The organism is Tolypothrix sp. PCC 7712 (assembly GCF_025860405.1).
Taxonomy (GTDB): Bacteria; Cyanobacteriota; Cyanobacteriia; order Cyanobacteriales; family Nostocaceae; genus Aulosira; species Aulosira diplosiphon.
In genome coordinates, this window is sequence record NZ_CP063785.1 from 4,785,634 (window position 1) to 4,799,923 (window position 14,290).

Genomic DNA, 14,290 nt, shown 5'->3' on the forward strand with positions numbered 1-14,290 from the left:
TGAAAACATCTTATTTGACATACTCACCGACCTGAAGGTGCGGTGATTCTTGACGGCTCACAGCAACTAGCTACCGAAGTAGTCTGACAGTCGCTCCCCGTCCGTTTTAGGTCGTGCCGATGCCCCATGCCGACCATTTTTATATTTTGGGATGCGTTCTCATCTCTGTCGTGTTCAGTATTGCAGTTCAAGCACAGCACTGAACGAACAGACAAATCAATCTTGCCCCAGCGATACCCACAACAAGAGCAGGTTTGGCTAGTAGGTTCCCATCTGCTAATTACTCTAAAGTCCCGATTAAGCTTTTCGGATTTAGCCTCACAAAATACCCGAAATTCTCGCCAACCTTGCAAGCTAATCACTCTTGCTAACTTGCGGTTTTTAACCATCCCTGACACATTCAAATCTTCCAAAATAATAGCTTGGTTTTCACTAACTACTTTGGTTGATAGTTTGTGCAAGAAGTCTTTACGGGTATCTGCAATTTGGTTGTGTTGCTTTGCAATCTTCAACCTAGTGACTTCACGACGCTTGGAACCTTTTTGCTGCCTTGCCAGCTTGCGTTGTAGTTTACGAATTTTGCGGTCTTTCTTTGAGTAGTCGGGGCTTATTGCTTTCTCCCCATTACTCATAACGGCAAAAGTTTTGATTCCTAAATCAATACCAATGCTTTGGTTTTTGGCATCGGATTGAACAGGTTCTATCTCTACAACAAAGCTGAGAAAATAGCGGTTAGCGCAATCTTTAATAACAGTCACGCTACTTGGTGCAGATGGTAATTGTCTTGACTTTAGAGGTTTGACATTGCCAATTTTGGCTAAATATACTTCTTCTCCTTTGACTGAAAACCCACCAATTCTAAATCGCGCTGATTGCCTCTGAGTCTTCTTTTTGAATTTAGGACTACCTACCTTTTTACCCTTGCGCTTACCTTTAAGGGAATCAAAAAAATTCTTGTAGGCAACTCCTAAATCAGCAACAGATTGTTGTAATGGGATATTAGAAACATCAGACAACCATGAACGCTCATCAGTCTTTTTAGCTTGTGTAATCACTAACTTTTGCAAGTCGTTGTTACTGGGCAGTTTTTCTGACTGCTTGCAAATAGCTAGAGCATCATTCCAGACTACGCGAACACAACCAAACAACTGAGCTAAAAGCTGTTGCTGTTGGTCTGTTGGGTAGAAACGGAATTGATATCTGGCTTTCATGAATGATGTACAATTGGTCTGTGAAAATATTATACATTGGTGAGCAGCGCGTTGGGCGGGTTCCCCGACTTGTAGCGACTGCTCACCCGTTCGCGTTAGCGTCCCGTAGGGAAGGGTCTACAAGAAGTGACAAGCCAGTTTCGCAGAGAAAGACATAGCGTTACAGATTTAAAAATTCATTTGGTCTGCGTTACCAAATACCGCAGGTCTGTATTTATAAAGGACAGCCTTGAATTAATTGATAAAACATTTAGAGAAGTAGCCGAAAAGATGGATTTTCAAGTAATTGAATTCAACGGTGAAGATAACCATGTTCACGCGCTTATTGAATATCCACCTAAATTGTCTATTTCTCAAATAGTTAACGCTTTGAAAGGTGTTTCTAGTCGCAGATATGGACAAGCCGGATATAACAAACCCCACAAAGAAGCCTTGTGGAGTCCCAGTTATTTTGCTGTGTCCGTAGGAGGTGCGCCATTAGAGATCCTAAAGGAGTACATCATAAATCAAGAAAAGCCGTCGTTCTACGACGGGGCTTGTATCCCATTCTTTTGGTCAACAGTTGCTTTAAGAGATATCCATAAAACCTACGCAGACACAGAGATTATCAAAGGCATAGATCTCGACATTGGCGATCGCAACCAGGATCACGCGGTGTGTTATTTCTGCCGCACCTGTCTGGAGAACAAAGTTACAAATTTACTAAGTTGGGAACAATGATATAACGAACAAAAAATCGGAAATAGGTGAATGAAATTAACATTTGTCGGGTTTGCTGTGCTGAGTACAATTTGCTTATCTGCTGTTTGCAACAATAGTGTTTACGCCCAAGTCACATCCGATGGCACTCTCGGCACTGTTGTGAATGGTAACAATAATTACAGCATCACTGAGGGGACTCGAGTCGGCAACAATCTATTTCATAGCTTTAGTCAATTCTCTATCCTTACAGGTAGTTCGGCATCATTTGACAATCCTACTGATATTCAAAATATTTTCAGTCGGGTGAGTGGTGGTAGTATTTCTAACATAGATGGTTTAATTAGTGCCAAGGGTAGTGCTAATTTATTCTTACTCAACCCATCAGGGATTATTTTTGGGCCAAATGCCAGCTTAAATATTGGTGGTTCCTTCATCGCTACAACTGCCAATAGTATTAAATTTGCTGATGGTACAGAATTTAGTGCTGTAGATTCTGCCGCTAAACCATTATTAACAATGACTGTACCCATTGGGTTGCAAATGGGTAATCATCCCGCACCGATACAAGTCCAAGGTACAGGACATAGCCTAGATACAACCGATAGTTTTTCGCCTGTAATTCCCTATCCTAGCGCCACAAAATTACAAGTACAGTCAGGAAAAACTCTAGCATTGGTGGGTGGTAATATCAGTTTGGATGGTGCGACTCTGAGTGCCCAAACGGGTCAGATAGAATTAGGGAGTCTGGGAGGTGCAGGGTTAGTTAGTTTAGCACCGATTACTCAGGGTTATCAATTGCAATATGAGCAGGGACAAAGTTTTGCTGATATTCAACTGGCGCAAAAGTCACTATTAGATGTGAGTGGGTTTAACTCTGGTGCGGTTCAACTCCAGGGAAGAAATATCAAATTTACCGATGGTTCGGTGACTTTATCGCAGAATTACGGCAATCTTAAGAGTGGAGATATTAACGTGCAAGCATCAGATGCGATCGCACTTATTGGTACCACACCCGATGCTAAAATTTACACTTGGATTCGTGCGGATGCCTTGGGAACAGGAGACAATGCCAATATCAGTATTGTTACTCCCCGGTTGATCATGCAAGAAAGTTCAGGAATAAGTAATTTAACTTATGGAACTGCTAACGGTGGTAACATCCAGATTCAAGCCGCAGATATAGAGTTATCCGGTTTTTCACCCCTCAATCCCACTGGAGTCACAGCCATTAACACTGTCACTTTTGGAAAAGGAGCGGCTGGAGATATCTTGGTGAATGGGAATAATTTACTCATGTTTGGCGGAGCATCCTTAGTATCACTGGCATTTGGTAGTGGCTCCACTGGTCAGGTCATGATTCGCAACCAAAATACCACCGTTATGGGTGAAAATCCTTTTGGAGTGTATAGCAATATGAGTATAACTACCTTTGCTGATGGCAATGCCAAAGATTTGAGATTAGATACTGGAAACTTGCAAGTATTAAATGGTGGAGTAATTGGTTCATCTGCATTATTTATAGGTAATGGCGGTAATGTCCAAATCAATGCTAGTGAGGCGATTGCCATTAGTGGTCGTGGTAGTGCTAATAACAGTAATATCAATTCTTCTGCTGTGCGTTTAAGTCCACAATTAAGTCAATTATTGGGTGTGTCAGATATCCTCACAGCGAATGCTGGTAGTCTCAGTATTACGACACCAAAACTCACAATCACAGATGGTGGAACAGTCACAGTTACTGGTCAAGGTACTGGGAATGCGGGAAATCTGAAAATTACTGCTGATCAGATCCAGTTGCAAAATCAAGCTTTAATTGAGGCGCAAACAGAATCAGGTAATGGTGGTGATATTAGTTTGCAAGTAGGCGATGTCATCCTGATGCGTGATCGCAGTAAGATTACTGCCACAGCTGATGGTGCTGGCGATGGTGGTAATATCAACATCAATGCACCTATAATTGTTGGTTTAGAAAACAGCGATATTACTGCTAATGCTGTTCGAGGTAAAGGCGGTAATATTAACATCACTACTCAAGGAATTATTGGTTTAGAATACAGTTCGCAATTGACAGCAGAAAATAATATTACCGCCAGTTCCGAGTTCGGGGTGAATGGTACAGTTGAAGTGAACAACATTGGTGTTGACCCCAATTCGGGTTTAGTAGAATTACCCGCCAATGTTACCGATTCATCTCAACAAATTGCCAGTGGTTGTTCTAGAGACAGTGGTAGTAGTTTTGTCGCCTCTGGTAGGGGTGGTGTACCGCAAAATCCCACGCAGGAATTGAGGAGCGATCGCCCTTGGTCTGATACCCGCGATATCTCTGCGTTCCACACCACAAAACCAGCACAAGCTCAAATACCTACAACACCACAAATTCTTGTGCAAGCAACTGGCTGGCGACGTAACGCCAACGGCAAAATTGAATTAGTTGCCAATCAATCACCCACTCAGGTACAAACAGCTTTAACCTGTGCGGCGACACCTCAAATTTAACTAATCTTAACATAGTGAATGTTATAAACATTACTCAAAGGGGAAGAATATATACGGAATAAAATATAAGATATATAATATATAGTCTGATGAAATTAACTTTTGTGAGGTTTGCCGCTCTGGGTGCAATCTGCATCTGTGCTGTTGACAATCATAGTGTCCACGCCCAAGTTATTCCCGATAACAGTCTCAACACAGTTGTAACCAGTGGTAGTAATAGTTACTCCATCACCAATGGCACTCGTGTAGGCGGCAATTTATTTCATAGCTTTAGTCAGTTCTCTATCCCTACAGGTAGTTCGGCATTATTTGACAATGCCGCAGACATCCAAAATATATTTAGCCGTGTCACGGGCGGTAACATTTCCCATATTGATGGTTTAATTCAAGCTAATGGGAATGCCAACTTATTCTTACTCAACCCATCCGGGATGATTTTTGGGCCCAATGCCAGCTTAAATATTGGCGGTTCCTTTGTTGGCACAACAGCAAATAGTATCAAGTTTGCCGATGGAGTAGAATTTAGTGCCAGCAATCCCAGTGTGAAGCCATTGTTAACCATGAGTGTACCAATTGGGTTACAGATGGGGCAGAATTCCGCACCCATTCGAGTCGAAACTCACCTCACTACCGGACAAGATTTAACACTAGAAGCGGGTAGCCTAGACTTACAAGGAGAACTAATAGCAGGGAGAGATTTAACCCTCAAAGCCCAAGACACCGTAAAAATTAGGGATAATGCCACAACTCCATTTCTCGCCCAAGCCGGGAGAAACTTAACAATTCAGGGGAATCAAAGCATTGATATCTTGGCATTGAGTCATCCGGTAGCCGCACTTCAGAGTGGGGGTAATCTGAGTTTGATCAGCAACGGGAATATTTCTGGGGATGCACATTTCCTCAGTGGTGGTAATCTCTCATTTCAGACTTTAGCAGGGACTCCAGGGAAGTTTGTGAGTCTGTATGACCCGATAATTTATGCTAATGGGGATGTGGTGTTTGGTGATTACACAGGGGTGGCATTGAAGGTGGAAGCAACCGGAAGTATTGAAGGGGGTAATATTGAGATTACAGGCCCTGATGTGAGCGTTCCCAGCACTGACCCGGATTATCTGATACTCACAACTGAGCCGGCGGCGATTTTGCGGGCAGGGGTGGCATCAGTACCGACATCGAATTTGCCACAATTAGGCTTCACGACGGGGACAGTGGCAGGTTTGCCACCAGGAAGTATTAGGGTAAGCAGTATCAAGACATCAAATACAACAGGGGGAAATGGTGGTGCAATTACCCTGAATGCTGCTGGGGATATTGTCACAGGAAACTTAGATTCCTCGGCTTTGTTGTATTTTGGGAATAGTGGCAATGGTGGCGATATCAAGCTGTTCGCTAATGGCAATATCTCGATTAATGGCAATGTGAACTCATCTTCTCTTTCATTCCTTACAAGTGGGAGTGGCGGCGATATTACCCTCACTACCACTAACGGCAATCTTTCTGTCAATGGCGGTCTAGATTCATCAGTATTTGGACTCAATCAAGGAGGGAATGGCGGCGATATTACCCTCACTACCACTAACGGCAATCTTTCTGTCAATGGCGCATCTTCATCCCTGTTGACCTTTTATGGTACAAGTGGCAATGGCGGCAAGATAATTCTTTCCACGACCAATGGCAACCTCTCCAGCCAGCGCAGTTTATTGTCTTTTTCCAGCTCAATATTCGGGAAGAGTGGTAATGGCGGCGATATCGCCCTCACTGCAACCAATGGCAACCTCTCCAGCCAGGGCCGAATGGAATCAACGGCGAGGAATGGTAGCAAAGGCGGCGATATCACTCTAACTGCAATCAATGGCAAACTCTCTAACCAAGCCGAGTTGTCATCCCTGTCCCACTCCTTAACGGGTAATAGTGGTAATGGCGGCGATATCATCCTGACTGCAATCAATGGCAACCTCTCTAACCAGAGCAATTTAAACTCATTCTCCTACTCAGCAGTAGGGAATAGCGGTCAGGGTGGTGATATCGCCCTGACTGCACAAAACGGGGATATTTTGGGCAACGGCAGTAACTTGTATAGTTTTAGCGTTGCGCCCCAAGGAACTGCAAACAATGGTGGTTCTGTAAGATTAGATGCTCTAAACCAGATATCTGGATTGACAGTAGTAACAACATCTTCTGCTGCTGAGGCAGGGATGGTGTCGATTTTGGGACAGGGCGATTTGGCGATCGCTGATCTGGCAATCCAAACAAGTAAACCAATCACCATCAGAACCGCATTAACAGGCACAATCAACATTCCGGCTGATGGCAAAGGGCGATCAGGTGATGTCAACATTAGTAGTGCGGGGAACCTTACTCTAACTAACACCCTAATTGAAAGCGATACCAAAGGTAGGGACTCCGCCGGTAATGTCACCCTTACCAGTCCTGGTTTAACGACATTGAATAATAGTCAAATTTTCACCACTACAAAAAGTACTGGACAAGCTGGAGATGTCAATGTCACCACAAATCGCCTCTCCTTCCTCAATGGTAGTTCTGTTAACTCCTCAACATCTGCCAGTGGCAATGCGGGAGATATTATATTTAATGTGCCTAACACTGTAGAACTTGACAATAGTAAAATCTCAGCTAGTACCAGTGGTAGTGGCAAGGGTGGAGAAATTGCCCTGAATACAGGTACTTTACAACTCAACAATCAAAGTATCATCTCCAGCAACACCACAGGTATTGGTAATGCCGGTGCAATTGATGTCAAAGCTAACGCGATCGCACTTAATCAAAGCAACATTACTAGTCAATCCTTATCTGAAAGTGGCGATGCGGGAAATATCAAGCTTCAGGCAGCTAACACCGTAGAACTTAACAATGGTACAATCTCAGCCAGTACAAGTAGTAGTGGCAAGGGTGGAGAAATTGCACTCAATACAGGCAATTTACGACTAAATAATCAAAGTATTATATCCAGCAACACCACAGGTATTGGTAATGCCGGTGCAATTGATGTCAAAGCTAACGCGATCGCACTTAATCAAAGCAACATTACTAGTCAATCCTTATCTGAAAGTGGCGATGCGGGAAATATCAAGCTTCAGGCAGCTAACACCGTAGAACTTAACAATGGTACAATCTCAGCCAGTACCAGTGGTAGTGGTAAGGGTGGTGAAATTACACTGGATACAGGCACTTTACAACTCAGCAATCAAAGTATCATCTCCAGTAACACCGCAGGTATTGGTAATGCAGGCGCAATTGATGTTAAAGCTTCGGCGATCGCACTTAATCAAAGCACTATTAGTAGTCAATCTTCAGGTGTTGGTGACAGTGGTACAGTGAAATTTAACACTGGGACTTTAGATTTGATTGACAATGCGATTGTTTCCACCGCCTCATCCCAATCAGGAAAAGCGGGTAACTTAAATATTACCGCAGGCGATCGCATTAACTTACAAACTGGTTCACAAATTACCAGTCGCAGCACGGGAACAGGTAATGGTGGAACTGTGGAGATGAGTGGGCGGACGCTGATTCTCAAGCAAGATGCTCAAATTAGCACCTCTACTGTTGCTAGTGATGGCGGTAACTTAGTGTTAAATCTGTCTGATTTTTTGCTGATGCGCGATCGCAGTCTCCTGAATGCCGAAGCTGGCACTACAGGCGATGGTGGTAACATTAGCATCAATACTCCCTTTATCATTGGCTCTGGCAATAGTGATATTATTGCTAACGCTGTACGCGGTCGTGGGGGCAACATTAACATCACCACTAATAGCATCCTCGGTTTAGATTACCGCAACCAACTAACTTCCAACAGCGATATTACTGCCAGTTCCGAATTCGGTGTGAATGGCACTGTGCAGATCACCACACCTAACATCAATCCCAATTCTGGCTTAAGTCAACTACCCGCAAATGTGACTGATCCATCTCAACAAATTGTCAGTGGTTGTGCAGATACCAGTGGTAGTAGTTTTGTCGCCACAGGTAGGGGTGGAATACCGCAAAATCCAATGCAGCAGATTTGGGGCGATCGCCCTTGGTCTGATACCCGCGATATCTCTGCGTTCCACACCACAAAACCAGCACAAGCTCAAATACCTACAACACCACAAATTCTTGTGCAAGCAACTGGCTGGCGACGTAACGCCAACGGCAAAATTGAGTTAGTTGCTAATCAATCACCGACCCAGATACAACCAGCCTTAACCTGTGCTGCTATAACTCAAAATTAATTACCGTTACCAAACTTAGCAGACTGGGAACAATAGATACGTCATAAAAACAAGAACTGGACTATGAAATTTACTTTTGTCGGGTTTGGGATTCTCAGTGCAATCTCTGTTTCTGCTGTTTGCAACAATAGTGTTTACGCCCAAATCACACCCGATGGCACTCTCGGCACTGTTGTAAATGGTAGTAGTAATTACAACATTACTGAGGGGACTCGTGTCGGCAAAAATTTATTTCATAGCTTTAGTCAGTTCTCCATCCCTACAGGTAGTTCGGCATCATTTGACAATCCTACTGATATTCAAAATATTTTCAGTCGGGTGAGTGGTGGTAATATTTCCAACATAGATGGTTTAATTAGTGCCCAGGGTAACGCTAATTTATTCTTACTCAACCCATCAGGGATTATTTTTGGGCCAAATGCCAGCTTAAATATTGGTGGTTCTTTTATTGCTACAACAGCCAATAGTATTAAATTTGCTGATGGGGCAGAATTTAGTGCTGTTCCAAGTGCGGGTAAACCTTTGCTGACAATGAGTGTACCTGTGGGTTTACAAATGGGTCAAAATTCGGGGGGGATTACTGTCGAGGACTTAGGGCATCGGATAACAGGTGGGGTTCTTACAGCTTTAGATCGCACTCAGAATCTTACAGGGTTACAAGTTAATGCAGGCAATACCTTAGCATTAATCGGTAATGAGGTAAATTTCTCAGGTGGGATTGTGGCAACCAACGGAGGTGGACATCTAGAAGTAGGAAGCGTGCAACAGGGTGAAGTCAGGCTTAATCCCAGTATGACAGGATGGAAAGGAGATTATTCCCAAGTCGAGAAATACAATAATATCGATCTAGGGCAACAATCTCTCGTAGATGCCAGTGGTAGCAATAGCTCAATTCAAATCCAAGGAAAAAACATCAACTTGAGCGCAGGCTCGGCTGTCGTGCTGCAAAACCTGGGGGAACAATCACAAGGAATTACTATTCGCGCTACAGGGTCTTTGAATTTAACAGGTAACACCTCAGACCAAAAACTAGGCAGTATGATCCTAATTGATAATTTGGGAACAGGTTTACCAGGAGATATTTTGATTGAGGCGAATCAACTTTCTCTACAAGATGGCGGAGGGATTTGGAATAGGCCATTTAACACAGCCGATAGTGGGAATATTACTGTCAATGTTAAAGGATTGATTGACTTGAATGGCTTTGTCCGTGCCAATCCGTCTATCCCCACATCGATTAGAACAAACACCTCTAGATCCAGTAATGCAGGTGATGTTTTTGTTTCTACCAGTAACCTCAGAATTAGGAATGGGAGTGTTATTTCTTCTTCGACTCTAGGGTCGGGACAGGCTGGAAGCGTAAGGGTTATTGCCACAGAGCAGATCGAAATCCTTGGTAATAACCCTATTTCACAAGTACCCAGTTCAATTGCTTCGTCAACACGTTCGACGGGTAATGCAAATAGCAATCTGGTGAATACATCCAGATTAATTATTCGAGACGGAGGATTTGTGGGATCTAACACTCTCGGTCAGGGTTCAGCAGGAAGTGTGACGATTAATGCTTCAGATTTTATTGAGGTGAGTGGTCGCGCATTAGGATCGATTACATCGAGTCGTATTCTTTCCAGCGCGGAAATTATCGACGCTGCTAATCGAGCCATTTTTGGACAACAAGACATTAGCACTGGTGATGCAGGTGCTTTGACGATTAACACGCCATCATTACGGGTTACTGATGGTGCATTGATCACGGTGAAAAGTGATGGAACTGGCAAAGCGGGAGATTTACAGATTAATGCTCAGGCAATTTTTCTGAACAACCAAGGTAGTATCTCTGCCTCAACAGCCTCTGGTAATGGGGGAAATATTCACTTGAATCTACAAAATTACCTGCTGATGCGTCATGGTAGCTTCGTTTCTGCCACTTCTAAGGGTGCAGGTAATGGTGGTAATGTGTCGATTAACTCACCTGCGATCGCGGGATTAGAAAATAGCGATATCATTGCCAATGCTGTTCAAGGTCGTGGTGGCAATATTAACATCAATACTCAAGCTATTTTCGGATTGCAAGGGAGCAACCAATTGACAAGCGCAAGTGATATTACTGCTAGTTCTCAATTTGGGGTAAATGGTACAGTTAATATTAATAATTTTGGTGTTGACCCCAATTCTGGTTTAGTAGAATTGCCAGTAAATTTTACCGATCCATCTCAACAAATTGCCAGTGGTTGTTCTAATAATACTGGTAGTAGTTTTATTGCTACCGGTCGCGGTGGAACACCACAAAGTCCAAATCAAGATGTGAGGAGCGATCGCACTTGGTCTGATGTGCGCGATATCTCTGCATTCCACACCACAAAACCAGCACAAGCACAAATACCAAAATCACCAGCAACACTTGTCCAAGCTACCTCTTGGCGACGTAATGCCCAAGGCAAAATTGAATTAATTTCCGATAAATCTTCTGTGAATTTGCAACCATCATTAACTTGTGCGGCTGTTCATAAAAGCTGAAAAAACTCACCATAACATTACACAGCCACCCCAATAGCAAACTTCACCTTGGGAAAACTAGACGCAAGGTAAATAATTAAAAGTTTGATTGATGAAAGTAACTTTTGCTAACTTAGGTTTAATTGGTGCAGTCTACATCTTGGTGATTGGCAACAGCCATGTTCAGGCGCAAGTCACGCCTGATGGTACTCTCAGTACTCTTGTGTCTGGAAGTAATAGTTACAACATCACTGGCGGGACTGTTGTTGGCAATAATTTATTTCATAGCTTTCAGCAATTCTCTATCCCTACAGATGGTTCTGCATTCTTCAACAACGCTTCAGATATTCAAAATATTTTTAGTCGAGTTACTGGTGGTAATATCTCAAATATCGATGGTTTAATTAAAGCTAACGGTAGTGCAAACTTATTTTTAATCAACCCCGCCGGGATTATTTTTGGGCAAAATGTCACCTTAAATATTGGCGGTTCATTTGTAGCGACAACAGCTAATAGCATTAAATTTGCTGATGGGGTTGAATTTAGTGCGGTAGATCCTGCCGCTAAACCGTTATTAACAATGAGTGTACCCATTGGCTTACAATTCGGGCAAGGTTCAGCCACCATCACCAACCGTGCTGATCTTTCGACGAATCAGGGTTTAACCTTAGCTGCTAATGCAGTCCTGAGTAGCGGTGCGATCGCGGCTCCCAATGGCGCAGTGCAGATTCAAGCCACCACTGGCGATGCCCAGTTACAAGCGATCGCTGCTCGTAGTGTAGACATCACCGCGAGTGGCAATGTCACCGTTGGTGCGGTGAGTACGAATAGCTCAACTGATAACGGTGGACTGGTTACTATTCAAGCTGGTCGGGGAATAACCGTAAATGGTACTATTAATACAGGTTCTACTGCGGCGATCGGCAACGCTGGTAATGTCTCCCTAGCTTCTGGTGGCGACCTCACCCTTCAATCCATCAATGCTTCTGTGGGAGCGCGTTCTGGTAGCACCAAAACCGACGGCAACGGTGGAACTATCAATTTGCAAAGTGGCAATCATCTTCTCATCCAAGACGGCGCGACAATTGAGACTCGAAATAGCCGGAATCAGGGCGTTGGCAATAGTGGCGCTGTGAACATTGTGACGCGATCGCTGAGTCAATACGGTACGGTCTTCACCGATACCAGGGGCAGAGGTGATGCGGGAAAAATTACGGTGCAAGCTGACGATCTGATTTTTATCCAAGGCAAAGAAGGAGGGACTCGTTCGGGATTTTCGGCGGTGGTAGATCGGGGCGCGCGCGGTAATGCCAACAACATTGCAATCAAGGCTAGAGCCTTGACGATGCGAGATGTCACCCTGTTATCAACTAACACCTTTGGGATGGGTAATGCCGGTCATATTGATATTCAGATAGACGAGTTAATTTCCTTGTATGGACGGGTCAATATCTTCTCCAATGTGGAAAGCGGCGCGATCGGCAATAGTGCTGGAGTTAGTGTGCAAGCAGGCTCTCTTACCGCAGAATTTATTGACTTCACTAAAGTCCCCAATATTTTCTCATCCGTACTGGGCGAAGGCAAAGGTGGCAACATCAACCTTCAGGTACGCGACTCGATTTCTCTGAGTGGTGCTAGAATTCGCGCCCTTGTAGATGGAAATGGCAAAGGAGTAGGCGGCGATATTGATATTCGGGTGGGCGGTGCGCTCTATGCCAACAATAATACTCTGATCAACACCCGCGCCAGCACTTTTGGTAAAGCCGGAAATATCAATATTCAAGCCGACTCGATCACCTTAGACGGGGTACTCCCCGCCGAGGGATTTCCCACAACCATCAACACCTCAACCCGCAGTCCCAATGCTGGCGGTCAGATCACGCTGACGAGTCGAACATTTTCCCTCTTGAATGGTGCGCGTCTGGACACCAACACTTTAAATTCTGGAGATGCTGGTGATGTAACGATTCAAGCTAGCGAATTTGTATTGTTAGATGGCGCGGAGAAGACTGATCCCGCCTTATTTATCTCTGGAAAACGCAATATTTCCGAGGGTCGTCTACCCAGTGTGATTCAGAGCGAAGTTCAGGGGGCTAACACCACTGGCAATGGTGGTGATATCAAAATTCAAACGCCTGTGTTAATTGTTAGCAATGGGGCTTACATTAGTTCTAGTTCCAAAGGTCAAGGCAATGCAGGCAATATTGAGATTATTTCCGATGCAGTGACTTTTGCGGGAGTTGCTCCCTCACCCCTGCTCAACGGCGATCCAAACCCAAATTTTCCCAGTGGTGCGTTTAGCCTAGCGACAGTAAACGGCAACGGCGGCAATATCACCATTAAGTCCACTGAGTCAGTGTCGATTAACAACAATGCTCAATTGTCCGTGAGTAGTAGTGGGAAAGGGAGTGCGGGAAACTTAGATATTCAGACCAACCAGTTGCAACTCAATCAAGGCAGCCTCCAAGCAGAAGCAGTTGCGGGCAGCCAAGGCAATATTTTCATCGCCTCCGACGTGCTGTTGATGCGTCAAGGTAGCCAAATCACAGCCAACGCCAAGGAAAATGCCAACGGAGGCAACATCACAATTGATGCACCTATCATCTTGGGCTTAGAAGACAGTGATATTATCGCCAATGCTGTACAAGGTCGAGGAGGCAATATTGAAATCTCTACCCAGGGAATTATCGGCTTAGAATATCGTTCGCAACTAACACCAGAAAATGATATTACCGCCAGTTCACAGTTTGGGGTGAATGGTACAGTAGAGATTAATAACGTTGGTGTTGACCCCAATTCTGGTTTAGTGACATTGCCAGAGAATTTAACCGATCCATCTCAAAAAATAGCTACAGGCTGTGCAGATATCAATAATAGCAGTTTTATCGCCACAGGTAGGGGTGGAGTATCACAAAATCCTATGCAGGAAGTGAGGAGCGATCGCACTTGGTCTGATGTGCGCGATATCTCTGCATTCCACACCACAAAACCAGCACAAGCTCAAATATCTACAACACCACAAAATCTTGTGCAAGCAACTGGCTGGAGACGTAACGCAATGGGCAAAATTGAGTTAGTTGCTAATCAATCACCTAGTCAGGTACAAACAGCCTTAACCTGTGCGGCGACACCTCAAATTTAACTAATCTT

General features: G+C 44.1%; 5 protein-coding genes and 1 pseudogene. 5 read left to right on the forward strand and 1 reads right to left on the reverse strand.

Translation table 11 applies throughout. From position 1 onward, the window contains the following. Positions 1 to 23: 23 nt before the first annotated feature. On the reverse strand, positions 24 to 1,211 hold the full coding sequence (locus HGR01_RS19630; protein ID WP_045873956.1) for an RNA-guided endonuclease InsQ/TnpB family protein: 1,188 nt from the start codon (positions 1,209 to 1,211) through the stop codon (positions 24 to 26). A gap of 126 nt (positions 1,212 to 1,337) precedes the next feature. On the opposite strand from HGR01_RS19630, the pseudogene tnpA reads away from it, so the two are divergent. From tnpA to HGR01_RS19655, 5 genes and pseudogenes are all read left to right on the forward strand, one after another. Then, positions 1,338 to 1,733 (forward strand): annotated as a pseudogene (gene tnpA, locus HGR01_RS19635) (IS200/IS605 family transposase); the annotation flags it as partial. A 228-nt stretch (positions 1,734 to 1,961) separates the two neighbouring features. After that, positions 1,962 to 4,409, forward strand: coding sequence for a filamentous hemagglutinin N-terminal domain-containing protein (locus HGR01_RS19640; RefSeq protein WP_045873957.1), 2,448 nt, complete (start codon positions 1,962 to 1,964; stop codon positions 4,407 to 4,409). Between the two features lie 89 nt (positions 4,410 to 4,498). Then, positions 4,499 to 8,644, forward strand: a complete 4,146-nt coding sequence (locus HGR01_RS19645) for a filamentous hemagglutinin N-terminal domain-containing protein (protein ID WP_045873958.1) — start codon at positions 4,499 to 4,501, stop codon at positions 8,642 to 8,644. Between the two features lie 63 nt (positions 8,645 to 8,707). Further along, positions 8,708 to 11,161 carry a filamentous hemagglutinin N-terminal domain-containing protein gene (locus HGR01_RS19650; protein ID WP_045873959.1) on the forward strand — a complete coding sequence of 818 codons (2,454 nt, stop codon included), beginning with the start codon at positions 8,708 to 8,710 and terminating at the stop codon, positions 11,159 to 11,161. Between the two features lie 91 nt (positions 11,162 to 11,252). After that, positions 11,253 to 14,282 carry a filamentous hemagglutinin N-terminal domain-containing protein gene (locus HGR01_RS19655; RefSeq protein ID WP_045873960.1) on the forward strand — a complete coding sequence of 1,010 codons (3,030 nt, stop codon included), beginning with the start codon at positions 11,253 to 11,255 and terminating at the stop codon, positions 14,280 to 14,282. The last annotated feature ends 8 nt before the right edge of the window (positions 14,283 to 14,290 follow it).